The sequence below is a fragment of the Ruegeria sp. ANG-S4 genome (assembly GCF_000814005.1).
Taxonomy (GTDB): Bacteria; Pseudomonadota; Alphaproteobacteria; order Rhodobacterales; family Rhodobacteraceae; genus Ruegeria.
Genome location: NZ_JWLK01000005.1, coordinates 616,389 through 641,722 on the forward strand (window position 1 = coordinate 616,389; position 25,334 = coordinate 641,722).

The 25,334-nt window shown below is 56.4% G+C and carries 26 protein-coding genes, 1 tRNA gene and 2 riboswitches; of the genes, 13 read left to right on the forward strand and 14 right to left on the reverse strand.

From position 1 onward, the window contains the following. Positions 1 to 34 precede the first annotated feature (34 nt). Positions 35 to 649: an invasion associated locus B family protein gene (locus RA28_RS15955; RefSeq protein WP_039531732.1), complete on the forward strand. Its 615-nt coding sequence runs from the start codon at positions 35 to 37 to the stop codon at positions 647 to 649. Between the two features lie 68 nt (positions 650 to 717). On the opposite strand, the gene RA28_RS15960 is transcribed toward RA28_RS15955, so the two are convergent. From RA28_RS15960 to RA28_RS15975, 4 genes are read right to left on the reverse strand one after another with little or no spacing between them, the layout of a single operon-like run. Then, positions 718 to 1,926, reverse strand: a complete 1,209-nt coding sequence (locus tag RA28_RS15960) for a beta-ketoacyl-[acyl-carrier-protein] synthase family protein (RefSeq protein ID WP_039530713.1) — start codon at positions 1,924 to 1,926, stop codon at positions 718 to 720. A gap of 8 nt (positions 1,927 to 1,934) precedes the next feature. Continuing rightward, positions 1,935 to 2,192 carry an acyl carrier protein gene (locus tag RA28_RS15965; protein ID WP_039530716.1) on the reverse strand — a complete coding sequence of 86 codons (258 nt, stop codon included), beginning with the start codon at positions 2,190 to 2,192 and terminating at the stop codon, positions 1,935 to 1,937. A 32-nt stretch (positions 2,193 to 2,224) separates the two neighbouring features. Next, a complete protein-coding gene (lpxD, locus tag RA28_RS15970) occupies positions 2,225 to 3,316 on the reverse strand; it encodes a UDP-3-O-(3-hydroxymyristoyl)glucosamine N-acyltransferase (protein ID WP_039530720.1) in 1,092 nt (363 codons plus the stop codon). A 34-nt stretch (positions 3,317 to 3,350) separates the two neighbouring features. After that, complete coding sequence (locus tag RA28_RS15975) at positions 3,351 to 4,952, reverse strand: L,D-transpeptidase family protein (RefSeq protein ID WP_039530723.1); 1,602 nt, start codon at positions 4,950 to 4,952, stop codon at positions 3,351 to 3,353. 347 nt (positions 4,953 to 5,299) lie between these two features. Between RA28_RS15975 and RA28_RS15980 the strand changes: the two genes are divergently transcribed. The 6 genes from RA28_RS15980 to RA28_RS16005 all read left to right on the forward strand — a co-directional run bounded on the left by RA28_RS15980 (position 5,300) and on the right by RA28_RS16005 (position 10,561). After that, entirely contained in the window at positions 5,300 to 5,869 is a 570-nt protein-coding gene (locus RA28_RS15980) for a YcbK family protein (RefSeq protein ID WP_039530726.1), read from the forward strand. A 291-nt stretch (positions 5,870 to 6,160) separates the two neighbouring features. Further along, positions 6,161 to 6,352: riboswitch (cobalamin riboswitch) on the forward strand. An 82-nt stretch (positions 6,353 to 6,434) separates the two neighbouring features. Continuing rightward, positions 6,435 to 6,656 carry a glutaredoxin-like protein NrdH gene (gene nrdH, locus RA28_RS15985; RefSeq protein ID WP_039530729.1) on the forward strand — a complete coding sequence of 74 codons (222 nt, stop codon included), beginning with the start codon at positions 6,435 to 6,437 and terminating at the stop codon, positions 6,654 to 6,656. Between the two features lie 15 nt (positions 6,657 to 6,671). Continuing rightward, a complete protein-coding gene (gene nrdI / locus RA28_RS15990) occupies positions 6,672 to 7,085 on the forward strand; it encodes a class Ib ribonucleoside-diphosphate reductase assembly flavoprotein NrdI (RefSeq protein ID WP_039531733.1) in 414 nt (137 codons plus the stop codon). Beyond that, a complete protein-coding gene (gene nrdE, locus RA28_RS15995) occupies positions 7,067 to 9,190 on the forward strand; it encodes a class 1b ribonucleoside-diphosphate reductase subunit alpha (RefSeq protein WP_039530731.1) in 2,124 nt (707 codons plus the stop codon). Before nrdI ends, nrdE begins: the two co-directional genes overlap by 19 nt. A gap of 13 nt (positions 9,191 to 9,203) precedes the next feature. Next, positions 9,204 to 10,175 carry a class 1b ribonucleoside-diphosphate reductase subunit beta gene (gene nrdF / locus RA28_RS16000; RefSeq protein WP_039530734.1) on the forward strand — a complete coding sequence of 324 codons (972 nt, stop codon included), beginning with the start codon at positions 9,204 to 9,206 and terminating at the stop codon, positions 10,173 to 10,175. After that, on the forward strand, positions 10,163 to 10,561 hold the full coding sequence (locus RA28_RS16005; protein WP_206539637.1) for a nucleoside triphosphate pyrophosphohydrolase family protein: 399 nt from the start codon (positions 10,163 to 10,165) through the stop codon (positions 10,559 to 10,561). The genes nrdF and RA28_RS16005 overlap by 13 nt, the downstream gene beginning before the upstream one ends. A 75-nt stretch (positions 10,562 to 10,636) precedes the next feature. Here the strand turns inward: RA28_RS16005 and RA28_RS16010 are convergent, their stop codons facing one another. Both RA28_RS16010 and RA28_RS16015 read right to left on the reverse strand, forming a co-directional pair. Continuing rightward, positions 10,637 to 11,716 (reverse strand): hybrid-cluster NAD(P)-dependent oxidoreductase, encoded by a 1,080-nt coding sequence (locus tag RA28_RS16010; RefSeq protein ID WP_039530740.1) that lies wholly within the window; start codon positions 11,714 to 11,716, stop codon positions 10,637 to 10,639. Between the two features lie 5 nt (positions 11,717 to 11,721). Continuing rightward, positions 11,722 to 12,945 carry an aromatic ring-hydroxylating oxygenase subunit alpha gene (locus RA28_RS16015; protein WP_052261500.1) on the reverse strand — a complete coding sequence of 408 codons (1,224 nt, stop codon included), beginning with the start codon at positions 12,943 to 12,945 and terminating at the stop codon, positions 11,722 to 11,724. Between the two features lie 112 nt (positions 12,946 to 13,057). Further along, positions 13,058 to 13,261, reverse strand: a riboswitch (cobalamin riboswitch). Between the two features lie 366 nt (positions 13,262 to 13,627). Here RA28_RS16015 and RA28_RS16020 point away from each other — a divergent pair. The 4 genes from RA28_RS16020 (at position 13,628) to RA28_RS16035 (ending at position 17,421) form a co-directional block, all read left to right on the forward strand. Further along, positions 13,628 to 14,842, forward strand: coding sequence for a CobW family GTP-binding protein (locus tag RA28_RS16020; RefSeq protein WP_039530742.1), 1,215 nt, complete (start codon positions 13,628 to 13,630; stop codon positions 14,840 to 14,842). A gap of 71 nt (positions 14,843 to 14,913) precedes the next feature. Continuing rightward, complete coding sequence (locus tag RA28_RS16025) at positions 14,914 to 15,237, forward strand: ArsR/SmtB family transcription factor (RefSeq protein ID WP_052261482.1); 324 nt, start codon at positions 14,914 to 14,916, stop codon at positions 15,235 to 15,237. Positions 15,238 to 15,579: 342 nt separating this feature from the next. Then, entirely contained in the window at positions 15,580 to 16,233 is a 654-nt protein-coding gene (locus RA28_RS16030) for a DUF1826 domain-containing protein (protein ID WP_039530745.1), read from the forward strand. 24 nt (positions 16,234 to 16,257) lie between these two features. Continuing rightward, positions 16,258 to 17,421, forward strand: a complete 1,164-nt coding sequence (locus RA28_RS16035) for an S-(hydroxymethyl)glutathione dehydrogenase/class III alcohol dehydrogenase (RefSeq protein WP_039530747.1) — start codon at positions 16,258 to 16,260, stop codon at positions 17,419 to 17,421. A 322-nt stretch (positions 17,422 to 17,743) separates the two neighbouring features. Here the strand turns inward: RA28_RS16035 and RA28_RS16040 are convergent, their stop codons facing one another. Together RA28_RS16040 and RA28_RS16045 are read right to left on the reverse strand one after the other, a co-directional pair. Then, positions 17,744 to 19,132, reverse strand: coding sequence for a hypothetical protein (locus RA28_RS16040; protein ID WP_152612095.1), 1,389 nt, complete (start codon positions 19,130 to 19,132; stop codon positions 17,744 to 17,746). After that, positions 19,092 to 19,652, reverse strand: coding sequence for a hypothetical protein (locus tag RA28_RS16045; protein WP_152612096.1), 561 nt, complete (start codon positions 19,650 to 19,652; stop codon positions 19,092 to 19,094). The genes RA28_RS16040 and RA28_RS16045 overlap by 41 nt, the downstream gene beginning before the upstream one ends. A gap of 109 nt (positions 19,653 to 19,761) precedes the next feature. Here RA28_RS16045 and RA28_RS16050 point away from each other — a divergent pair, with 109 nt between their 5' ends. Then, positions 19,762 to 20,094 (forward strand): hypothetical protein, encoded by a 333-nt coding sequence (locus RA28_RS16050; protein ID WP_039530754.1) that lies wholly within the window; start codon positions 19,762 to 19,764, stop codon positions 20,092 to 20,094. Positions 20,095 to 20,626: 532 nt separating this feature from the next. Beyond that, positions 20,627 to 20,785, forward strand: a complete 159-nt coding sequence (locus RA28_RS22850; RefSeq protein ID WP_193747414.1) for a hypothetical protein — start codon at positions 20,627 to 20,629, stop codon at positions 20,783 to 20,785. Between the two features lie 33 nt (positions 20,786 to 20,818). Here RA28_RS22850 and RA28_RS16060 read toward each other — a convergent pair. The 6 genes from RA28_RS16060 to sufC all read right to left on the reverse strand — a co-directional run bounded on the left by RA28_RS16060 (position 20,819) and on the right by sufC (position 25,296). Further along, positions 20,819 to 20,895, reverse strand: a tRNA-Arg gene (locus RA28_RS16060). A gap of 77 nt (positions 20,896 to 20,972) precedes the next feature. Further along, on the reverse strand, positions 20,973 to 22,193 hold the full coding sequence (locus RA28_RS16065; protein ID WP_039530760.1) for a cysteine desulfurase: 1,221 nt from the start codon (positions 22,191 to 22,193) through the stop codon (positions 20,973 to 20,975). Continuing rightward, positions 22,186 to 22,779: a YIP1 family protein gene (locus tag RA28_RS16070; protein ID WP_052261483.1), complete on the reverse strand. Its 594-nt coding sequence runs from the start codon at positions 22,777 to 22,779 to the stop codon at positions 22,186 to 22,188. Before RA28_RS16070 ends, RA28_RS16065 begins: the two co-directional genes overlap by 8 nt. Continuing rightward, positions 22,776 to 23,261: a YIP1 family protein gene (locus RA28_RS16075; protein ID WP_039530763.1), complete on the reverse strand. Its 486-nt coding sequence runs from the start codon at positions 23,259 to 23,261 to the stop codon at positions 22,776 to 22,778. The genes RA28_RS16070 and RA28_RS16075 overlap by 4 nt, the downstream gene beginning before the upstream one ends. Further along, positions 23,261 to 24,541 (reverse strand): SufB/SufD family protein, encoded by a 1,281-nt coding sequence (locus RA28_RS16080; protein ID WP_039530766.1) that lies wholly within the window; start codon positions 24,539 to 24,541, stop codon positions 23,261 to 23,263. Before RA28_RS16080 ends, RA28_RS16075 begins: the two co-directional genes overlap by 1 nt. Continuing rightward, positions 24,541 to 25,296, reverse strand: a complete 756-nt coding sequence (gene sufC / locus RA28_RS16085; protein ID WP_039530769.1) for a Fe-S cluster assembly ATPase SufC — start codon at positions 25,294 to 25,296, stop codon at positions 24,541 to 24,543. The genes RA28_RS16080 and sufC overlap by 1 nt, the downstream gene beginning before the upstream one ends. Between the last annotated feature and the right edge of the window lie 38 nt (positions 25,297 to 25,334).

Sequence of the window (25,334 nt, forward strand, 5' to 3'; positions counted from 1 at the left end):
GAACAAAAAGCTGGATCAGCAATATGAGGCATTCATGATCAGGAAACTTGTCCCATTCAATTTGATAGCTGCCGCCTTGTGGTGCAGCGTCGCCCACGCACAGGAAAGCACCCAGACCGAGGCAGCTGAAACGGAAGCCCCCGCAACTCAGCAAGCCGATCCCAATGATCTGGACTTGGGCGAAGAAGGTCCGCGCGTCGGCCAGCAATACGCCAAGGATACGTCTGGCGACTGGGAAGTGTCGTGCTTCAAAACCGAAAACGACAATGACCCTTGCGCCCTGCGGCAGATCCTGACCGGAGAGCAAGGCCAGCCAATCGCTGAAATGACTGTTCAGAAACTCCCCGAGGGCAGTGCCGCCGCGGCGGCTGCAACCGTGGTCGTTCCACTGGAGACACATTTGCCATCGCAGCTGGCTTTGTCCATCGATGGCGCCCCGGGCAAGCGTTACAACTATCACCATTGCAACCCGGTTGGCTGTCTTGTTCAGCTTGGCTTCACGCAAGGTGATCTGGACGCATTGAAAGCGGGCAACAAAGCCATCATCTCGCTCGTTTCGGTTTTGGCACCGACCCAAGTTCTGGAAATCGACGTGTCCCTGAGCGGCTTCACCGCAGGGTTTGACGGGTTGCCGTTGAACCAGAACTGATCGTCAGAGCGACGACTTCCGAAAGAGCGCCGCTGGTAATCCGCCTGCGGCGCTTTCTTTTGCCTTATCTAGACACGCTTCAACGCCAGCACAGCGTTCAACCCGCCAAATGCAAAAGCATTGCTGAGCGCCACGTCGATCTTTGCTTCTCGTGCCTCGTTGGGAACAACGTCCAAGGCGCATTCCGGGTCGGGTTCTTCATAGCTGATTGTGGGTGCGATGATACCGTCGCGCAGGGCCATGATACAGGCCAACAGCTCGACAGCCCCAGTGCCTCCGATCAGATGGCCGTGCATCGACTTGGTGGATGAGATCATCAGATCATCGGCATGCTTGCCAAACACATCTGCGACAGCCGCGCACTCTGTCTTGTCATTTGCCGCCGTGCCGGTGCCATGCGCGTTGATGTAGCCGACATCGCTGGCGTTCAGGCGGGCATCGGCCAACGCCCCGGCCATCGCACGCGATGCACCCTGTTTGCTGGGCATTACGATGTCTGCCGCGTCCGAGGACATGGCGAACCCAACCACCTCGCACAAGATGTCAGAGCCCCTGTTTTTCGCGTGTTCGTATTCCTCAAACACGAAAACACCTGCGCCTTCACCCTGGACCATCCCGTTGCGGTTCGCGCTGAAGGGGCGGCAGGCGTCCTTGGACATGACGCGCAGCCCTTCCCATGCCTTGACGCCGCCAAAGCACAACATGGATTCCGATCCACCGGTCAGCATTGCGGGCGCTGCGCCGCTGCGCACCATCTGGAACGCCAATGCCATTGCGTGATTCGAGGATGCGCAGGCGGTTGAAACGGTAAAGCTGGGTCCCTTGAGGTTGTGCTCCATCGACACGTGGCTGGCAGCCGCGTTGTTCATCAGTTTGGGCACAACGAAGGGATGCACACGGTTTTTCCCGTCTTCATAGACCGAGCGGTAATTGTCGTCCCAGGTTGAGACGCCGCCCCCTGCCGTGCCCAGAACCACCCCGGACCGGGCGGCGAGTTCGCCGTGGAATTCTATGCCGGACTGTTGGATAGCCTCTTTCGCGGCGGTCAACGTGAATTGCGTGAACCGGTCGTACAGCGACATTTGCTGGCGGTTGAACCGGCCTTCGGCCTCGAACCCGCGCACCTGACCGCCGATCTTGATCGCCAGCCGTTCGACGTCACGAAACTCAAGCTCGGATATTCCGCAACGCCCTTCCCGCATTGCTTCCAACGTGTCGGGCACCGAATGCCCCAGCGAGTTGATGGTGCCGGCACCCGTAATGACAACGCGTTTCATGTGTGGTGTCAGACCTTTTCCGACACGAGCTTTTCGATACCCGCAATGATGGCCGCAACATTCGAAATGTCGAAGTCGCTGGCCGATGGCTCATTCGCATTGAACGGGATCGAGATGTCGAATTCTTCTTCGATGGCAAAGATACTTTCGACCAGACCCAGACTATCGATACCCAGATCCTCCAGCGTGCTGTCGGGTTTGACGTCCGATGGCTCCAGAACGGCCTGCTCTGCAATGATTGCGATGACGCGGTCGCTGATGCTCATGTCGTTCCTCTGATTGTCGCGTTGAGGATGATTTAATCGCTCGGCGGCTGTTTGAAAACAGCCTTTTTAAGGGCCGCAATGTCGCGCGCAAGACGCGGAAGTCGGCGCTGCGCTTTGTAGATTTCGGTATGGCTGTCCATTTTCACGCCGGGATATCCCATAATAACACGACCGGCGGGCACATTGGACAGAATTTTGGTTCCACCGCCCGAGATCACGCCGTCCCCGATGAAAATGTTATCGACCACGCCGGTCTGGCCGCCTAGGACCACGTTATTGCCAATTTCGACCGAGCCCGAAACGCCGGTCTGCCCGCACAGCAGGCAATCCCGCCCCACCCTGGTGTTGTGGCCAACATGCACGAGGTTATCCAGCTTCGTGCCGCTGCCGATCACCGTGTTTCGGATCGTGCCATTGTCGACCGTACAATTCGAGCCGACTTCGACGTCATCGCCAATTTCCACGGCCCCCAGAGAATGAATGCGCAACCAACTTTGCGCTTTGGCTTCGCCCTGATCGCCCAAGGTCTTACGTGCATTCTCGGCCCCTGACACTTCGGGCGTTACAAAGCTGAAACCGTCGCCGCCAATCCGTGCACCGGGTTGAGCTATGAACCTGTCTCCAATCTGGCACCGTGCCCCAATACTGACCATCTCACGCAGCAGGGCATTTGCACCAATTGTGGCGTCCATTCCGATCACGCAATGTGACCCGATCACGGACCCCGCGCCGACCTTTGCCCGCGCACCGATAACGGCCAATGGGCCAATAGAAACGTCAGCGCCCAGTTCAGCCGATGGGTCGATTATGGCCGAGGGGTGTATCCCTTTGGCAATGCCCTGCCCTCGATCAAGCATTGACGTAACGCCAGCCATTGCCATGCGCGGCCGTTTTACAAATATCGCGGCTTCAAGGCCAAGGGCCTTCCAATCCGCGCCTTCCCACAACACGGCGGCGCGTGCGCTGCCCGCGGACAAGGACTCGGCAAACTTGGGGGCCATTGCCATTGCAAGGTCTGTCGGTCCGGCATCTTTCGGCTCTGCTGCTCGCAAAACCGCCAGATCCGTAATCCCTTCGGCCTCGGCACCTAGGGATTGTGCGATCTGTTGGACGGTGAACTGCATGACGGGCTTCCTTGCGGCAGGATTTGGCCCGTGATTACCCCTGAACGTCGGGAAGAACCACCCCTGCCTTTTGAAGCGCGTCCCAGATTTTCCGATCCCGGTCGTAAACGTCGCGGCGATACTGAACCTCGCCGCGCGGTCCGATATAGGCGGTACGGTAGATCAGGTGCACAGGCACCGACTGTTCAAGCTCCACCTTGGTCTCTTTCCCGGTGTTCAACACGCGATGGAAAAACGCCTTTGGATCTTCTTCCTGACGCGCCAGCAGGGCGTAGGCAAATTCGAACGGTTGCGCCAGCCGGATGCAGCCATGCGAGAACGCCCGGACCTCACGCGCGAACAGACTTTTCTGAGGCGTATCATGAAGATAGATGTTGTACTTGTTGGGGAACATGAACTTCACGAGGCCCAAAGCGTTGCTTTTGCTGGGGGGCTGACGCATCGAGAAGGGAAAATTCCGCTCGGTGAATTGGTTGAAGTCCACCGCGCCACGGTTCACCTGACGCCCCCGACGGTCGGTGATCTGGATGTGCCCCACGGCATTTGGGTTCGCTCGCAGTTTTGGAAGGTATTCCTTGGTGATGATCGAGCGTGGTACATACCAGCTCGGGTTGATCACCATATGCTCCATTTCATCCGAAAACTCGGGACTGCGGCGATCATGCGTGTTCTTGCCGATGACTGCGCGTGTCTCAAAAGTCACGCGCCCATCGTCCACGATCTTGGCTGAGAAATCAGCCTGATTGACCAGAACGTGGCGTTCACCGCGCTCTTCGGGCAACCAGCGCTCACGCTCCATCGCGACCAGAACAGCCTTCAAACGGTCCGATGCCGGACGGTTTAGCTCCGTGATGGTCCCTTTTCCGGCGACACCGTCCGCTTCAAGCCCATGGGCCGTCTGAAACGCCTGCACTGCGGCGACAAGCTTGTCGTCATAGTCCGGGCTGGCCGTAGGTTTGAGGTATCCCATCGCCACGAGACGATTGCGGAGCTTGATCACGTTCGCTCCTGAATCACCACGTTCAAGCTTGGTCACAGGCACGGTCGCGCCCCACCCGCCTTGCGCCATCAGGTCCTTGAGCGCCATCTTCTGCTTCATCAACGCACGATATTGCGGAGAATCCGGACCCAGTTGCTGGATGTATTTGCCGCCCTGCCCGTTTGCCAGCTGCTGCAAATGGTCCGACGCCGGGTGCCGGTCCACATTGCGTACCAAGCCAGCGTCGATTTTGGACGGTTGAACGGTGCCCGCCTGCAAGTCGCTGGCGTAACGCACAAAAACGCGGCTCAATTCTGCTTCGACAGCACCCAGATCACGCGTTGTGCGGGCCTGCTCCATCTGCTCCATAAGCGACTTCGCATCGTAGCGTCCGGACGGTAAGCCGTGCCGGTCGGTACTTGACAGCGCCTGCATCAGCGCGGCGCGACGCGCTTTGTGTTCTGGTCCCGTCCCAACCCACAGCGGTTCATAGCCGTTCTCGCGGTAGTATGCAGAGATCGCGGGACTTGAAACCGTGCTTTCGGCCAATGCCATTTGAAACGCGGTTGGGCTTGTGTCGCCTTTCGCAACGGATGCGGACAATGCAAACCCTATGGCAAACAGGAAACGGGTCGTTGAACGGGAAACGGACGGCATGGGATGACCTTGATTATTCAATAACTTGGATGCCTTCTTCGAAGGCGTAGGGAAAATAATGTTCGTTCGCTGCGATGTTGTCTATTCACAAATGTATCACCAAACTGCATCTTTCTCGCGCTGATGCGCGTTTGCATCTTGGCATGACGCAACTGCCCATGAAATTAACACTCCTGTGTCAATTGCGCAAAAATCTGCCGAAAATTCCCCCTTGAAATCGTCTGAGCGAAAGACTGCTTGGCTCGCGAATCCGCCTGTGTCATAAAAACCGCATCTGGGATGGGAAAAAATTAAGACGGCGCGCGTAACATCGTGTGCAGGCAGGAACAGTACGGGACGAAACAAAAATGACCAAGAGCAGTAGTCCGGGCCTTACCCGGCGTGCCCTATTGGGCGCATTCGCCGCTACGGCAGTGATCGCGGCACCCACGTATTCCAATGCAGCAGGATTTCTTCGCGGCGGTGGCGATATTCGTCGCATCCGCATGTACTCGGGCCGGACCGGCGAACGGATCGATATGGTCTATTGGGTCGACGGCAAATACATCAAAGACGCCGTTAAAGAAGTTAACCATTTCATGCGTGACTGGCGCAACGATCAGGTCAAAAGCATGGACCTGCGGACAATCGACATCATGGCGGCCTCGCACAACCTGCTGGATGCCAGTGAACCATACATGCTGTTGTCCGGATATCGGTCGCCAAAGACCAACGCAATGCTGCGCTCTCGTTCGCGCGGCGTAGCTCGGAATTCCCTGCACGTTAAGGGACAGGCCGCGGACCTTCGTCTGGCATCACGATCCGTTTCCCAGATGGCCAAGGCCGCAATGTCCTGTCGCGCTGGCGGTGTAGGCCAATACTACCGTTCGAACTTTGTACACATGGACTGTGGTGACGTCCGTACTTGGCGGGGTTAGACCCCCTCCCCGCCAGGTGCAGACGGAAGACTTGTTCTTGATCGGTTGTCAGGGGCGTTAATGCGCCCCATCCTGCGTTAGCAATTGCCGCTTACTTCTTACCATTCCCGAAAGCGCCTGTGGCGCTCAATTGACTTCGTGGCAATCCGCGACGGTATTCTGTCGCCTTTGGCTGGCCCCGGACACGTCCGTGCACCGGCTTTACCTCTTTCGTGCTTGCTTGCGAAACGCGCTCAAAAGAAATTAATCAGCACGGTCACCCAATATATTGACAACCTCTTACCGCGGCACCCAATATAGTGTTGCTTCGGTTCTTTCGATTCCTATCGAAAGCTAAGAGGGAAACCGGTGAAATTCCGGCGCTGCCCCCGCAACTGTAAGCGGATAGTTCGGCTGATGACGCCACTGAAAGCATGCTTTTGGGAAGGCCAGTCCGAACGGTGATCCGCAAGCCAGGAGACCTGCCGCAAGCGCGAACGATAACCACGAACGGAGGGTTCGGGGGCGCATGTCGGGTCTTTTTTGCCCGCACGTCCTCGACTTGAAAAAAGGGTACAGAGGACAAATGAGCATTACCGTATATTCCAAACCCGCATGTGTACAATGCACCGCCACCACCCGTGCGCTGGATGCCAAGGGTATTTCCTATGACGTGGTCGACTTGACCGAGGACGACAGCGCCATGACCCATGTGACCGAGCTGGGCTATCGTCAGGCCCCGGTTGTTGTCGCGGGCAGCGATCATTGGTCGGGGTTCCGCCCCGACATGATCGCGCAGCTGGCCTGATCCGTGGCCGCGCCGATCCCGGCGCTGGTCTATTTCTCATCCAAGTCCGGAAACACACATCGATTTGTCACACGGCTGGGATTGCCCTCATTCCGCATCCCGATGGGAAAAGACCCGCTGCCAGACCCCGGATACCCGTTTGTTCTGATCTGCCCGACCTATGCCGATGGCGAAGGGCGCGGCGCGGTTCCAAAACAGGTGATCCGGTTTCTGAATGACCCGGACAGACGCGCCGGGATCGTCGGGGTGATCGGCGCTGGCAATCGAAACTTTGGTGCGACCTACGCCCTGGCCGGTCGCATCATCGCCCAGAAGTGCAACGTGCCGCTGCTGTATTCATTTGAGCTGTCCGGCACTGAAACTGACATCGCCCGCGTCCGCGCAGGGCTTGCGAAACTAGGGAGACACCAATGCTCGACAGCAGCGTAAACGAGCAGGACTATCACGCGCTGAACGCGATGCTGAACCTCTATGACGGTGAGGGGAAAATTCGCTTCGACGCTGATCGCATGGCCGCGCGGCAGTATTTCCTGCAGCACGTCAACCAGAACACCGTGTTCTTTCATTCGCTGGATGAAAAGCTGGGGTATCTGGTATCCGAAGGCTATTACGAAGAGGCTGTTCTGGATCAATACTCCAAGAACTTTATGCGCAAGATCTGGGACGCGGCTTATGCCAAGAAGTTCCGGTTCCCGACCTTTCTGGGCGCGTTCAAATACTACACCTCTTACACGCTGAAAACGCGCGACGGGCAGCGGTTTCTGGAACGCTATGAAGACCGGGTGGTGATGACCGCGCTGGCGCTTGCGCGCGGGGATGAGGCGCTGGCCATGTCGTTCATGGAGGAGATTCTGGAGGGACGGTTTCAGCCTGCAACACCTACCTTCCTGAATGCGGGCAAAGCCTCGCGCGGGGAGTTGATTTCGTGCTTCCTGCTGCGGCTTGAGGACAACATGGAAAGCATCGGGCGGGGCATCAACTCGGCCCTGCAACTGTCCAAGCGCGGTGGGGGTGTTGCTCTGCTGCTGACCAACATTCGCGAACATGGCGCGCCGATCAAGGGGATCGAAAACCAGTCCTCGGGCGTGATCCCGGTGATGAAACTGCTGGAGGACAGCTTTTCTTACGCCAACCAGCTGGGCGCGCGTCAAGGCGCAGGGGCGGTGTATCTGAATGCGCATCACCCTGATATCATGCGGTTTTTGGATACCAAGCGGGAAAACGCGGATGAGAAGATTCGCATCAAAACGCTGAGCCTTGGCGTGGTGATCCCCGATATCACCTTTGAGTTGGCCAAGAAAAACGCCGATATGTACCTGTTCTCACCGCATGACGTGGAAAAGGTGTATGGCGTGCCCTTCTCGGAAATCTCGGTGACCGAGAAATACAACGAGATGGTGGATGACAAACGTATCCGCAAATCCAAGGTCAATGCGCGAGAATTCTTCCAGACCATTGCCGAGATCCAGTTCGAATCCGGCTATCCATATGTGATGTTCGAAGACACGGTGAACCGGATGAACCCGATTGCGGGCCGGATCAACATGTCGAACCTGTGTTCCGAGATTTTGCAGGTTAATGAAGCGTCAGAGTTCAACGATGATCTGAGCTATGCGCATCTGGGCACTGATATCTCGTGCAACCTCGGGTCACTGAACATCGCCAAGTCGATGGATGGCGGTGATCTGGGCGGGACCGTGGGTGCCGCGATCCGGGCGCTGACGGCGGTGTCTGAAATGTCGGCGATTGACTCGGTGCCGTCGGTGCGTCGGGGCAACGACGAAAGCCACGCGATTGGTCTGGGGCAGATGAACCTGCACGGGTTTTTGGCGCGGGAACATATCCACTATGGCTCTCCCGAGGGGGTTGAGTTCACGTCGGTCTATTTTGCCACCGTGGCCTATCACGCGATCCGCACCTCTTGCGACTTGGTGAAAGAGCGGAAAGCGGCGTTCAAGGGGTTTGAGGACTCGGACTACGCCTCTGGCACGTTCTTTGACAAATACACCACCCGCGACTGGTTGCCGGAGAGTGACAAGGTCAAAGCGTTGTTCGAGGGCATGACTCTGCCAACGCGCGGCGATTGGCAGGTTTTGAAGGCCGATGTGATGAAACACGGCCTCTATAACCGCAACCTTCAGGCGGTGCCGCCGACCGGATCGATCAGCTATATCAACAACTCGACCTCTTCGATCCACCCCATCGTGTCCAAGATCGAGATTCGGAAAGAGGGCAAGATCGGCCGTGTCTATTATCCGGCGGCGTTTATGGATAACGACAATCTGGAATATTACCGCGATGCCTATGAGATCGGCCCCGAGGCGCTGATCGATACCTATGCCGCAGCCACCGAGCATGTCGATCAGGGCCTGTCGCTGACCCTGTTCTTCCCGGCTGAGGCCACAACCCGCGATATCAACCGCACGCAAATCTATGCGTGGAAGAAGGGCATCAAAACCATCTATTACGTGCGTCTGCGCCAGGAGGCCCTTGAAGGGACCGAGGTGCAGGGCTGCGTCTCTTGTACTTTGTGATCGGAGCCAGACCATGAAAGACACTCTTGCAACCCGCATCCCCCGCGCGATCAACTGGAACCGGCTTGACGACGAAAAGGACCTTGAGGTCTGGAACCGGCTGACGGTGAATTTCTGGCTGCCCGAGAAAGTGCCGCTGTCAAATGACATCCAAAGCTGGGCCACGCTGACGGATCACGAAAAGCAGCTGACCATCCGGGTGTTTACCGGCCTGACCCTGCTCGACACGATCCAGAACACGGTTGGGGCCCCGGCCCTGATGCCCGATGCGGTGACCCCGCATGAAGAGGCGGTGCTGACCAACATCGCCTTTATGGAGGCGGTGCATGCGCGCAGCTATTCCTCGATCTTCTCGACGCTGTGTTCGACCAAGGAAATCGACGAGGCGTTTCGCTGGTCCGAGGAAAACCCGCATTTGCAGGCCAAGGCCGAGGCGATCCTGAACACATACGCTCCGGGTAACGATCCGCTGAAACGCAAGATTGCTTCGGTGTTTCTGGAAAGCTTCCTGTTTTATTCGGGCTTTTATCTGCCGATGTACTGGTCCAGCCGCGCCAAGCTGACCAACACCGCCGACCTGATCCGCCTGATCATCCGGGACGAGGCGGTGCACGGGTATTACATCGGCTACAAATTCCAGCGCGGGTACGAAAAGCTGACCGAGGCGGAACAGCAAGAGCTGAAGGATTATGCCTTCTCGCTGATGTTCGAGCTTTACGGGATCGAAAACCAGTATACCGAAGAGCTCTATGACGAGATCGGCCTGACCGAGGATGTGAAGGTCTTCCTGCATTACAATGCCAACAAGGCATTGCAGAATCTCGGGTTCGAAGCCCTGTTCCCGCCAGAGGTTTCTGAAGTGAACCCCGCCATTCTAGCCGCGCTCAGCCCCGACAGCGAAAACCATGATTTCTTCTCGGGCTCGGGGTCGTCTTATGTGATCGGCAAGGCGGTCGCGACCGAGGACGAGGATTGGGATTTCTGATGCCGAAAGACACGCTTTCCATCGTCAGGGAATGGCACGAGGCGTTTGACGTCCCTGTCGTCGACGCCCCATCCATTCCCGAAGACCGCGCCCAGATGCGGTTGGCGATCCTCGAAGAGGAAGTGGCCGAACTGCGCGAAGCGGTTGAGGCGGGCGATATGGTCGAAGTGCTCGATGCGCTGTGCGACATTCAATACGTGCTGGACGGCACGTTTCTTGAATTCGGCCTGCATGGCGTCAAGCAAAACGCGATGGAAGAAGTGCATGCCTCGAATATGTCCAAACTGGGCGCGGATGGCCGACCGGTTTTGCGTGAGGATGGCAAGGTGCTGAAAGGGCCGGACTTTCGGCGGCCCGATCTTGGGCGTGTTCTGGAACGGCCCTAGACCTCGCCGAATGTCGATGTCTCAAGGGGCCCGTCCAAGCGGGCCCCGGCTGGTTTTAGGTGTGGTGCGAAGCCCCTAAACCTCGACCTCGACCTTGCCGATCGGGTTCGAGCAGCAGGCCAGAATGTAGCCGGCTTCGATATCATCGTCGGAAATTCCGCCATTGTGGACCATATGCACCTCACCCGCGGTTTTCCTGATCTTGCAGGTGCCACAGACCCCGAAAGTGCAACCTGATGGGATGTTCAGGCCAACCGAGCGCGCAGCGGCAAGCACCGTCTCGGTCTCGGCCACCTTGGCTGTGACGCCCGAGCTTGCAAAGTGGATTTCGGCATTGTTGTCATCATCGGGAACGACGTCATCCAGTTCCGGCTGGTCGGCCTCGGTCTCGACAGGTGCGCCAAAGCTTTCCTGATGGTACTTGTCCATGTCAAAGCCAAGGCCGGTCAGCGCATCGCGCACAGCCTGCATGAAGGGTTCGGGGCCGCAGCAATACACCTCTCGGTCCAGATAATCGGGGGCCATCAGGCCCAGCATCAACTGATTGAACTGACCCTGATACCCGGTCCAGGGGCGGTAGGGGTCGGGCTCTTCAACGACAAACTTCAGATCCAGACCATGCGTCCGGCTGGCCATCTGTTCAAGCCGCTGGCGGAAGATGACTTCCGAAGGGCGTTTGGCGCAGTTGATGAAGACCACATCCAACGCGCGGCCTTCGTCCCACATGCAGGTCGTCATCGACATCATCGGGGTGATGCCCGAACCTGCGGAGATGAACAGGTATTTGCCCGCCGCGCTTTCGGCATTGGTAAACAGCCCGGCCGGGCCCAGCGCCTTGATCCGCATACCCGGTTGCAGGTTGTCCAGCATCCAGCGTGTCCCGATACTGTCGGCCTGCGCCTTCGCCGTGATCGTAATCGACCGCGGCCGGGACGGTGAGGACGAGATCGTATAGGTCCGGTGAACGACTCCGCCCGGCTGGCCGGGGGCCGGAATTTCAAGGGTCAGAAACTGACCGGGATGGTATGCGAACATGGCCCCCGAAGGGGCCCTGAAGGTAAAGCTGGCGGTGTTCGGCACCTCGGGCACGACCGAGACGCATTCCAGCGTTTCGCTGTCCTGCCAGAGCGTTGCTGCGGCGCTGAGGTCTTTCATCGCCCCTACTCCGCCGCCATCACGTCAGGCGCAAGGCGGTCCGACAAGATGCGGCAATACCAATCGACAAACTGCATGACGCCAGCTTCTTGAATGCCCGAGTACGGACCGGGCACATAGGCCGGGCTGTTGATGCCCAGCTGATTGTCCTCGACCACCTGGCGGTCTTCGTCATTGGTCGCGATCCAGACCTCGGTCAGGCGTTTGAGGTCATAATCGACCCCTTCAACCGCATCCTTGTGCACCAGCCATTTCGTCGTGACCTCGGTTTCGGTGGGGCTGATCGGGGTGACGCGGAAAACAATGGAATGGTCAGCCAGGAAATGGTTCCACGTTGTCGGATAGTGGAATTTCAACAGCGATCCCGCATCCGCAAACGGGGACCGACCCAACCAGCGGCGCACGGCGGATTTGCCGTCCATCGTATAGCTTTCGGCCCCTTCTTTCAGCGGCATCCGGGCCACGCGATATTGCCCGTCATCGTGCAGGTAAAACTTAGACGGCAGCCCGACAGTTTCGCAACGGTCGAAATGGGCCTGCAAATGCGCCGGGGTGTCACCGCCCTCGATACCCGTGATGGTCGGATCATCGGGGAAGGTGCGGCACAAGGCCGGGTGGTTGCCGCCACAGTGATAGCACTCGCGGTTGTTTTCCCAGACCAGTTTCCAGTTGCCGTTTTCGATGATCGAGCTTTCGAAGGCCACCTTGGCGTTGTTCAGGTCATGCGGTTCCAAATAGGGGCGTGCAACAGAGGCAAAGCTGTCAAAGTCGGGCGCGTCCTCTGCCAGACAGATATAGACCAGCCCGGCCAGTTCCCGACAGTGAACGGTCTTCAGACCATGCTGTTTCGGATCGAAGTCCGGCCCCATATCGCGCGCCCAAAGCAATGAGCCATCAAGCTCATAAGTCCATTGGTGGTAGGGGCACACCAGTTTGGGCGCATTGCCCTTTGCCGCTTTGCAGATCACCGAGCCACGGTGGCGGCAGGTGTTGTGAAAGGCGCGTATCTGGTTATCGGCGCCCCGCACGATGATCACGCGATAGGCCCCGATGCTGTAGGTGACATAGTCGCCGGGCTTCACCAGCTCGCACGCCGGAATGGCAAACAGCCAATCCCGGTAATGGATGGTTTCAAGGTCGGTCTGAAAGATCGCGGGATCGGTGTAAAACGCCTGTTCGAGGGCATACCCCGGATTTCGACGTGCCAACAGGCTTTGAATGCTGTTCACTTTTGGCTCTCCTGCCGCGCCCCGCGGCGTTGCTTGGGCAGATGACAAGGGAGAACCGCCCGGATACGTGCGAGGAGCACATCCGAAACCTGCGCCCCCACCGCCACCCGCGGTTTGACATATCCATGAGGCTGGTTTCCGGACTTGGAAGGGGCTTGCGCCCGGTGCCGACACCTTCCCGGGATCCTCGTCCCAGTGGCTGATTGCCGGCCCTATCCTTCTTTACCGTTGCGGGGGCAGTGCCGGACTCTCACCGGCTTCCCAATTCTCCGCTGCCTGAGACTCAAACAGCGGCACCTCATGCCTACAAGATAGTTTCAACCCGCCTTGGCGCTGAAAAACTTGCGACATTTTCAGGTGCAAAACAGACATCAGTCGTTTGACTGTGAATAAAAACTAGCGCTCTGCACCCCGGCTCACCAGAGGTGTTTTTTTCAACAAGCCAAGGCGATTACGGCAATAAAGCTGATTGCTTGCCAAACAGGCGGATTTATCCAATTGGGAGTGTCAAGCCATGTTGGATTCAGTGCGGCTTGGGCTCGCGCGCGACGGCAATCGCTGCGTTGATCGACACGTGGCAGACTCGCCATTGGCTGACCATGCTGGACCCGACAGAGTTTTCCGTATCCCTCTTGTGATTGTTATTATATGACGCGGCGAAAGCACATTTCGGATCACGTTTATGGCAGTCCCAACAACGATTTTGAACGGATTTCTCGGCGCTGGGAAAACCACCTTGATGCAAAGCCTGCTGGTGCAGGCGCGTAATCTGCCGGAAGTAACGCTTGGGATTGTCGTCAATGAAATGAGTATGCTGGACATTGATGGGTCAGTGCTCGACACCAGCGAGGTGATCTCGCGCAATAGTCCATATTTCGCTTCGATCCCGGGTGGCAGTATCAGCAGCACAGATGGTTTGAACCAGTTTTCCCGGGCCGTGCAACAGGTTCTGGCGGACGGCAAGGTCACGCATCTTTTGATCGAAACATCAGGGAGCACACATCCCTGGCCCCTGCTGAGTGCCTTGAAAAAGATGCCCGATCTTCGGCTTCATGGGTTTTTGTCCGTCGTTGATACGGTTGTGCTTCAACAGGATCACGATTTCGGGCGAGCAATCCATCCCAACGCAAGTGCGAACCTTCAGGCCGGAAAGCGGGGCGTTGAGAACCTGTTGGCGGAACAGATCATGTTTGCCAATCGCATCCTTTTGAGCAAAACCGACAAGGTTTCCCGCGACGTCCTGCAGCAGGTTGCCGAAGCAGTACATCCACTGAACCCTTATGCAGATATTCTGGCCATGCAATGGGGCAATCTAAGCCTCGAGAAAATCCTCGATATGCCTGCCTACGACTTTGGCAGGGTCGAGACGCTGGGCGCGGAATTGGCCCAATGGGACGCGGAGAATGCGGGTTTACCGCTGGCGCAGCCTGAGAGCTACAAGATCGGCAGCCGTATCCTCCGCGACTCGCGCCCGTTCCATCCGCAGCGGCTTTGGGACGTGTACAACACCTATCTGGGCATCGGAATTTACCGCAGCAAAGGGTTCTTCTGGCTGCCGACCCGGGACAACCTTGTGCTTTTGTGGAACCAGACCGGCGGCAGCGTGGGCCTCGAGATCGTGAACTACTGGAAGATCAGCGCATTGGAGGATGGTAGCTTAAATCTGTCAGATTGGGAAAGAGAGGCAATGCAGGCAAAACTGGCCGAAGCCCATCCTGATTTTGGCGATCGGCGTTGCCAGCTGACCGTGCTTGGAAATGAGGCTGAACTGGATGCCTTTGTCGAGGCCTTGCAAGGCTGTTTCTGCACAGACGAAGAGATTGCCGCGTGGAAACAAGGCGCGGATTTTGAAGATCCCTGGCCCAAAAGCGCGGCAACACTCAGTACGCCGGGATAACCGACTTGCTGCTTGTGATATTTGGCCCAATGATTTTGGCAACATTTCAATAATTGTTTAAATGTTTGGATATGGTGGAGACACACCTTCATATCGACCAAACGGCCGAATTGGCGGAAACCTTCGGGTTGCTTGCCGATCCGACACGTTTATCGATTGTTATCGCCTGCATGGATAAAGAACGTTCGGCTGGCGAAATAGCTGAAAAACTTGGGTCTTCGCCGTCCCTCACCAGCCATCATCTGCGTCTGCTGCGATCAGGTCGGATTCTCAAATCCGAAAGACGCGGAAAGCAGATTTTCTATACGATGGCGGATGCCTGCGTGCGCAGTGTTCTGGAAATCATGATCGAACATATCTTCGCGCACGGCATCAGCCTTTCCAAGAAAATCTGAGCGATTTGCCCACGACGAGTGGCGCAAGAAACCACTGTGTGAGGATACCGCGCGACACGGTCCTTTAGGTCGAAGGCTGGGATGAAGCATCCGCGCCTCGTGATCGTCGAGCGACTTGCTGTCACTTTGGAAGGTGGCGAGCAGAGAACTAAGGGACAGGGCGTCCTTCGCAATTCTTCGTGTTGTAAGTTCCACTTTGTATCGTATGCTATGATATAACATTGCATTAATACTCGGAATCGAACATGCCGGATTCGCACCCTTCCGCACCACCTGCGATCAACACGCTATTTCGGACGTTTCAGGCATAGACGCCGTTTGTTTTGTGGCCGAGGAACCCGCATGACTGTTCACCGCAAAATCGTCGATGAAACCGCAGCCGCTGTTAAAATAGTGGACTCGCCCGAAGGTCTGTCTGCGATCAAAAAAGCCAGTTGCGCGGCCACCATTTGGAGGCGCCAGCCCTTGCCGCGGTTTCGGAACTGGATTGATAGGCTGCGCGCCGAGGATCTGCCGAGGGCGCGGGTTGTTCTACGGCCAGAACGGGTTCGCACCGCCATGGTCGATCTTGTCGAATCCTTCGAACTTCCTGCTTGTGACGAACGCAGCATGCTTGTGGACGATACCGCCGCTTTGGCCGATATTTTTGCCAGAGTTATTCGTGCTCCGTATCTGAGGTTACGACTGGACGTCATAAAGACAAATTCCTGCCGAAAATTCCACATTGATGCGATAACTGCGCGTCTGATCTGCACCTACCGTGGCAGCGGAACCCAGTACGGTATATCAACGCATGGGGCGGACCCGCGCAATGTTCGCAGCGTTCCCACGGCTTCGCCGATGGTCATGCGCGGCACGCTTTGGCCTGCCGACGCACAACCCGGGTTTGTTCACAGATCACCGCCGATCGAGGGAACGGGAGAAACGAGGCTCGTCCTTGTTCTCGACCCTGTCGCGGATCTTGAGTCCGACTTGGGCGAAAAATTCTTGCACTAATCGTAAAGCACAGGGAGACCTTAAATGAAAACACGTGCCGCCATCGCATGGGAGCCGAACCGTCCGCTTGAAATCGAGGAAGTTGATCTCGAAGGTCCAAAAGACGGCGAAGTGCTTGTTCGGATCGTGACCACAAGCCTTTGCCACACAGATGTTTTTACGCTTTCAGGAGAAGACCCCGAAGGGCTGTTTCCTTGTGTATTGGGTCATGAGGGCTGCGGCATCGTCGAAGAAGTTGGCAAAGGCGTAACCTCGGTCAAACCGGGTGACCACGTCATACCACTATACGTGCCAGAAGACCCAAACTGCCCCTACATCCAGTCCGGCAAGACAAATTTGTGCCAAACAATCCGCGCAACCCAAGGCGCCGGCGTGATGCCGGATGGGACATCACGGTTTTCGTACAAGGGCAAACAGATCCTACATTATATGGGCACCAGTACGTTTAGCGAGTATACCGTGCTGCCGGAAATCTCGGTCGCCAAGATTTCCAAGGATGCGCCGCTGTCCAAAGCGTCCGTCATGGGATGTGCTGTCCCGACCGGAATTGGCGCGGTGCGCAACACGGCTAAGGTTGAACCTGGCTCATCAGTTGCCGTCTTTGGTTTGGGCGCAGTCGGAATGGCCGTCATTCAAGGTGCCGTGCTCAAAGGCGCATCGCGCATCATCGGCGTTGATGTGAACCCGAATAAATTCCCGTTGGCCAAATCGCTTGGGGCAACAGAATGCGTGAACCCCAAGGATCATTCTGCCCCCATCCATGAAGTTCTGATCGATATGACCAACGGTGGTCTGGACTATACCTTCGAAGCCGTTGGAAATGTTGAACTCATGCGCTCGGCCCTTGAGGCATGCCACAAAGGCTGGGGCGAATGCACGGTGATCGGTGTCGCAGGTGCCGGACAAGAGATTTCCACCCGCCCGTTTCAGCTGGTCACCGGTCGTGTCTGGCGCGGGACGGCATTCGGTGGAGTATTGGGGCGCAGCCAGCTGCCTGGCATGGTCGACGAATGGCTGCGTGGCGACTTCAGCGTCGATCCGTACATCACCCACCATATGAACCACAGCCAGATCAACACCGCATTCGATCTGTTGAAGGCGGGTGAGTCGATCCGCTCTGTCATTCACTTCCAACCGAACGATACTATGACGGTAAACTCGCTTCCGGGTCAGATTGTTCCCGAGTAGCGTCCGGACTTTGGACCGCTGTCTGATTGGCTGCCGGAGGCTCTTTTGCGTCCGGCAGACCAGTTGTCCCTTTCGATATCAGGACACAACCGAATTATCCTGTTCGCAGCCTCAGGTGGCCTAGGCTCGCCGGTTGAAAGTGCGCCTGTCACGCCCGTTTGAAAAGTTCATTCGGCCACGGAACGCAAACCTTCTATCACGGCCGCGACCATTCTTGTGTTCGACATCTATCGAGACCTTTGCGTTTGTTTAGCCGCGCCGCACCCGAGATGGTTTTTGTGCCAATCAAACCTTCGCCTAACGCTGTAGTTTATTCGGTAAATCAACCGCCGCCGGTTCGTGACGTAGCCTTGATGGAGCGCCACAGCTCATTCGCCTTTGCGCGCAGTACTTCTTTAGAGCTTTTTGGTCTTCGCTCCAATGCGTCGGCTTGCTCTAACAAAGGAACAAGTGCGGTTAAGTTCTCTACCAGATTGCTATCTGGATAACTCAGCGCGGATTTGGTGTCATTTGTGCAAAGCGGGTCGAACAATTGTGCTCGACCGGCGAAACAAACGCTGCGCAATTGCTCAATGCCTGCGTCGAACTGTTTCAGATACTCCGCGCGCGCGTTTTGGCTTTCCCACAAGTCGCAGCCACGGTTATTGTCCAGGTATTCTTCGACCAACGACCGAACCTGAGCGTTCTCCAGCCAAGAATTCATCCTGCTTGAGCCTCGGTTCGAAGCGCCCTTGAGAATGTTAAGGAGTACGGCTTCTGCAGGATTGATGCTCTCGCGCACTATTCCGGGCAGTTCCAGGTCGGACACATCAATACCAAGGTGGCGAAAGAACGAAGTGATAAGACCTTCATTCGACAGGTCTTCGTAGAGCAGGCATTTGATCTTTGAAAAGTGGCGCGCGAGCAGACAATGGTTGGTCCAGTAGTCAGCGCTCCGCGATTTGATGTTTTCGCGGTAAGTCTTGAAATCAGACTTAACTCCCCCTCTGGAAGAGTTTTCCAAAAAGAGTGATTTCGCAAAATTGTCAGGGCGGCGGAATACCAAAACCAGGGTGACATCGAAAGGTGTCAGCGCTTCCGCCAACCGAGAGATATAGGCGTCGCGAGCGCCGTCCCAAAGGGAGTTGGCTATACCGTAGGTGTGCCGCCAGATCGGTTCGGCACTGATGAGTACAGGTTTGCCACGACGCTTTGCATCCCTTGCGATATCGGCCAGTGCGGTCTGTGCCGCGGGCGCTGTCAGCTTGGCGGGTGCGTCAGAAAACGCATGCGCCAGGCTTAAATGGCGATCATCAAGTTGTTTTCCTGTTTTGACCTTGGGATAGAGTAGCCCACGCTGAGCCAGTTCCTTACGATTTCTTGTGCAGAAAGTCTGAATCGCTGTTGTGCCGGTTTTATGTGTTCCAGCATGTAAAAATAGCTTTGGCTTCATACGTAATTCTCGATGAGAGCTAGTGCTCGATCGTTTTCTAAGACCATGACTACACGAGAGAGGCAACCAAGTATTTTGGCAAATTGTCTGATTTTCATGGATAAAAACCACTTCGATACAAGTTCCCGGATGCTCTTGGCAATTACGTATCCGCTGGTCGCGGCAGAAAACTCTCAAAGTTTGTCGAGTGGTTTGATCTTCGTCACTATGCCATGAGGCATTTAGTCGGAAATCCAGATCAAACGGTCCCGCAGAAGGCGCGGCCAGTGCGATGGTCATTGATCGGTCTGATTTTGCAACGGTAGCCATGCGGGGAAATTCGCCCCACAAACTCCGTCACCAAATACACACTGGATTGCTCGAAGCTGATCGCAGTCAGTTTGGCGATATAAGGCGAGCTGAAAATCGTGACTGCTGAGGCGTTGAAGAACTCGAATGTGACTTGATCCAGCGCCGAAATGAAACCCTGACAGATATGATCAGGCGGCAACGGAGAGGTCAGCGCAAAGGACAGGTTGTCCGTGGTCTGGAACCCGTTGACCGCAACAACGATGCTTTCCGATGCGCCAGCCGCCAGATCAACGGGATTGACCGATGCCCCACCCTGTTGGATATCCGTGACAACCGAACCAGTGGAGCCAGTTAGCGTCACCCGCCGCAAGTCAATCGGAGCGTCCTTCAACAGTGCAGCACGGGTGACTTTCTTGGAGTTCTTCGAACCCTCGGAGGTATCGTAGATGACTAATTCGTCACCGTCCGCGTCCACCGCAAGTTCTGTCAGTTCGGTTATATCTGCCATTTTGACCTCGTTTGCGGCCAAAACATCCGGCAGGGTGGCAAATCCTCCAACGCACAAATTAGATGGATCAGTAGACAAACCCGAGTTTTGACTGAATTGGATTTCCTAAATGCCTGAATTTTCTGCGATGTATCTGGTGGCGATTTTGAGCCCACTCAATTTGCTTGCCAACGTTCTTTTTACAATCGTCGTATTTGGCATGACCTTGAGAATGTCCCGAATTGTTTACTTTGTCGGGATAGTCGTTGCAGCGGTCATTGTTGACGGCTTGCTAGGTTCACCTGCGTTTTTTGTGCCATCGATACTTGGGAACCTGACCGTCAACTTAGTTTTTGGCTTCCTGTTGGGTAGATGGCACCGGAAAAACCCGGGCAGACTGAAATCGGTTTTCCGTCATCCATACGACCTCAGTTCTGAGGACGAACCATCCCGTAAAATCTGACGTCAACCAATGCAAAAAAAGAGGCAACCCAAGCCGCCCCTTATAACCGCATCACCCGGCCATTCATTGCGCGGCGTTGTATGGAGAATAAACTTTGCAAGATTATCCTATTTGGCCCGCGATGTTGCTCATACCTGCGTTTATTGCTGTGGGAATATTCCAGGCGATAGTCGGCGGGTTGGGGCTGGACTACCTGATCGGCGCGTGGGCGATGTGGTTGGCACTGTTCGCACTGGCGTTTTTTCGGTTTTCGTTGCCATTGGTCGTCGGAGCTTACTTCGGTGCTACGGAAGTACTTGAATGGCCTTGGTACGTTGGCCTTCTTTGCACTCTTCCTGGCCTAATTTTTAGAATACCCGGGCTGGTAATCGAGACCATCCAAACCGTAGTTCTCCGAAAAACCGTGCTAGAACAGCGCAGGCAATTCTTGGAACGGCGAGTCATCGCGTTGGAGGACGAGGCGTCCCGTCGGTCAGATCAACAGTAGCGTCCTCGATTTTCTGGAACATGGGCGATACAGAACGGCGCGCGCATGGAAGACGCCGCCAGCTTCTTCTCGACGTCCACCGATACCATTGAGCGGGTTTACTGGCACCGCTCGCCATTCTGTCAGGAATCGGCAGTCGAGGCTGTCAACAACCCTTCCAAGACCCCGAAAGAGGGGCGTTTCAAGGGCCATCGTAAAAACTAAATGCTTAGATTATCGCGTAAGTTACTGATTTTGTGGCGCACCTGAGAGGATTCGAACCTCTGGCCTCTGCCTTCGGAGGGCAGCGCTCTATCCAGCTGAGCTACAGGTGCGTTGTCGGTTAGCTATCGTTCTTCGAAACGGGGTGCAACTGAAAATGCGTGTGCCCCGAGAGGGTTTCTGATCCCAGTTAAGCAAAAAGATCATGCGCCAGTTCAAGCGCGTCGATCAGGGTATCGACCTCGGCTTTGGTGTTGTACAGGCCGAAACTCGCCCGACAGGTGGCAGTCACACCAAGAAAATCCATCAGCGGCCCGGCACAATGATGACCCGCGCGGACGGCCACACCTTTCTTGTCCAGAATGGTTGAAACGTCATGCGCGTGCCCTGCCCCGTCGAGCGAAAAACTGAAAATCGCTGCCTTAGTCGTTGTGGTGCCCTGAACCTGAAGCCAGTTCAGGCCGGTCAAACGTTTCATGGCGTAATCGCGCAGATCCGCTTCGTGGGATGCGATGGCATCCATACCCAGATCCATCATGTAATCCAATGCAACGCCCATGCCGATCGTTTGCACAATGCCGGGCGTGCCTGCCTCGAATTTCATGGGCGGATCGTTGTAAATGACCCTGTCCTGGGAAACCTCTTTGATCATGTCGCCGCCACCGATGAAGGGGCGCATCTCGGCCATGCGTTCCGACTTGATGTGGATCGCACCTGATCCCGAGGGACCATACAGTTTGTGGCCTGTGATCGCATAGAAATCGCAGCCGATCTCATCCAGATTGACAGGCATATGAACCGCGCCCTGGCTGCCATCAACCAAGACGGGCACACCCTTGGCGTGCGCACCTTGCGTGATCGCTTTTACATCAACAACTGTGCCCAGAACGTTCGAGCAATGTGTCACCGCCACCAGCTTTGTGCGCGGACCAATTGCGTCAATGACGGCTTGCGGGTCCAGATGGCCCGTTGCGTCGACATCGACCCACTTCAGGATAACACCCTGACGTTCGCGCAGAAAATGCCATGGAACGATGTTGGCGTGATGCTCCATGACGCTCAGCACGATCTCGTCACCGGCTTGCAATCTCGGCATGGCCCAACCGTAGGCGACCAGATTGATCCCTTGCGTGGTACCTGAATTCAGAACGATCTCGTCCTCTTTCGACACGCCCAAGAAGCGGGCGACCGTCCCGCGCACAGCTTCGTATTTCTCGGTCGCGAGATTGGAGAGGAAGTGCAACCCGCGATGGACGTTGGAATATTCCTGAGAATACGCTTGGGTAACCGCGTCGATTACGACCTGGGGTTTTTGCGCCGATGCCCCATTGTCCAGATAGGTCAGTGGTTTGCCGTTCACTTCCCGGGACAGGATGGGAAAGTCAGCGCGGATTTTCTGAACGTCATACATTGGCGGGCAACCCCAGAATCGACCCGCCGACCAGCGACAGCAGGATTGTGATAACGATGGCGATAGCAAGCGCAGACAGGACCAGAACTCCCAGCGACTTTAGCGGTGAGTCAAAGCGATGGGCCTGATCTATGAAATGCACGGTGATGTAGAGGCCCAGCAGGAAAATCCCGATGGCCAAAATGGCAAGTAAACCCGGTGCAACGATCAACACCACGATGTTGATGGCCTGCACCAACACGCGCAGAAACTGCAGCCAGACCATGACGATCATCATGTCATTGAATGAGGCCGTGCCCCCCATCTTGCGCCCCACCTGGTAGAACGCAGCTATGGACAGCACCAGACCACCGCCGACAACGACGACGAACACCACAAGCGAGTTGGTCAACCCTTGTATGTCAGGATCCTGTAAAGGCGTCAGAATGTTGGACAGCACATGCATCAGGGCGTTCAGAACCACCGCCAGTGCCAAGGCAAGCCACAGGGTTTCGCGCCCAAGATTCAACGACATCAGCTGACGGGCGGCCAGGGCCGGATTTGTCACGGTCGTTGTGATCAAAGAACGCAAGGATAAGGTATTCATGCGGCGCGACCTTCTGCTCGGATCAAACCCGACATCCAAAACCACAAAAAGACAAGGAACCACAAGAGGCCCGTCGCAGTTTGCGTGGGTCCCGGCCCTATGAATCCAGCCACCAAACCATTCAACAGGATCAGCGGTGCAGTCGCCAACAGGGCCCAGAACAGAGACAGGCGCGCGCCGAACCAATCACCCTTGCCACCGAAAATCCGCGCTATGAGGTGTGTCAGCCCGGCCAGAAGGTAAAGAACCAAGGGCATACAAATCACCCAGGCGAACAATCCGCCCGCCAGCAGAGCATTCAGCTCCTGCCCGGTCACATGAGCCTCGCGGGCCAAGCGCGGTGTGTCTGCGATGAACACGATTGCACAGGCGATCATGACGAACGCCAATGCCCGGTCTTCGCGCGGGCCCATGTCCAGCAATCGGCGTACGACACGGCCCGGACCTCGGTATGTGGCGACGATATCCTGCGTAACAGGCATCAGCGTCGGCGTGCCAGCCAATCTTGCAAACGCGATACGATCACGTCGGCCAATCCGTCATCCTCGATCTCTTCTACCGCTTCGGCCAGGAACGCCAAGGTCAGCATGTCAGTGGCATCATCCGTAGGAACCCCGCGCGAGCGCAAATAAAACAACGCTGTTTCGTCAATCGCGCCCGAGGTCGAGCCATGCGAACACGCGACATCGTCTGCGTAGATTTCCAACTCGGGTTTGGCGAGGAACTGACTGTCGTCATCCAGCAGAAGTGACTGGCTAATCTGATACCCGTCGGTCTTCTGCGCGCCTTCCTTGACCAGAATCTTGCCCTGGAACACACCCGTCGCGCCATTTCGCAGCACTTTCTTGAACACCTGACGGCTTTCGCAGTTCACGGCATCATGGGTGATGAACACAGTATCGTCATGGTGAAAGTCGCCATCCCCGACGCATGCACCGGCCACATGAGCAACCGCATCGTCACCGGTCAGTTCGACCACCTGCTCGTTGCGCGTCAGAACGCCGTTTACCGTGAGCGTGAACGATTTATAGACCGATTCCTGCCCCATTCGGGTAAACATATGCGTGGCAGCACGGCGCTGATGATCGCGACCTTGCGCCCGGACGTGGTGCAGCGTGCCGCCGTCGGCAATGTCGATCTCCATGCACTTGTTGAAGCGCGACGCCGCCGGACCGCTTTCCAGAATGGTGACTTCCGCATCGGTTTCAACGCGGACGATATGGTGCAGAATTGCGTCCGATGTTTCGGACGCGTGCCGATAGTTCAAGCTGATCGGCTTGGTCGGCTTTCCAGTCACATGAATGGCCACGCCGTCCGAGGCAAAGGCGGTATTCAATGCGGCCAGCGGGCGTTGCACCGGGTCTTGGCCGTTTGCTTCAAGAACGCCGTACAACTCTTTGGCCCAATGGATGTCTTTGCAGCAAATGTCCTCCAGCCGGTCAATCGTGACGCCCTCCAGCTCCAGATCGTCGGATTCCTCAGGGCTGAAGACACCGTCGATGAACACGATCTTGAGACGATCGAATTCATGGAACATCGAAGGCTCATCGGCATTGAAAACTGCCGCTTCCGGCGCCGCGGTCGACACCAGCGTGTCCGGTCGGGTGTATTTCCAGTACTCATCGCGCCGTCCCGGCAAACCCATTTCGCGCACACGCGCCAGAGCCGCTTCGCGCGCTTTACGGGTGCATCCGGCGTCCGGCATGGTCAGAGCGGCCAACCGCTCTTCGGTTGCCGTCTGTTTCGCTTGGGGCAATGCCATTAGTCCACCTCGGCCAGAATATCTGCGTAACCGTTGTTTTCGACTTCCAGCGCCAGTTCGGGACCGCCGGACTTCACGATGCGACCATCGGCCATGATGTGCACAACATCCGGTTTGATGTGATCAAGCAGTCGCTGGTAGTGCGTGATAACCAAAAAGCTGCGCCCTTCTCCGCGCAGTGCGTTCACGCCTTCGGCGACCAGCTTCATCGCGTCCACGTCCAGACCCGAGTCCGTTTCGTCCAAGATGCACATCTTGGGTTCCAGCATCGCCATCTGCAAAATTTCATTCCGCTTCTTCTCGCCACCCGAGAAGCCGACATTCACAGGGCGCTTCAACATCTCTGCATCGATCTTGAGCGCCTTGGCGCGTTCGCGGATGATTTTGAGGAATTCCGCTGCCGAAAGTTCTTCTTCTCCGCGTGCTTTGCGTTGCGCGTTCACCGCAGTCCGCAGAAACGTCATGTTTCCGACACCGGGAATTTCGACCGGGTATTGAAAAGCCAGAAAAAGTCCGGCTGCCGCGCGTTCTTCGGGTTCCAGATCCAGAAGATCCTCACCTTCCAACTGCGCCGAGCCTTCGGTCACTTCATATCCATCCCGGCCTGACAGAACGTAACTCAGGGTCGATTTTCCCGATCCGTTCGGACCCATGATCGCATGAACCTTGCCAGCCTCAACCGTCAGGTCCACGCCCTTAAGGATTTCCTTCTCTTCTTCCTCAAGTCTGACGTGCAGGTCTTTGATTTCCAGCATTTTTTGTCCTTTTGCGTATCGCAAGGGGCCGTGCGACC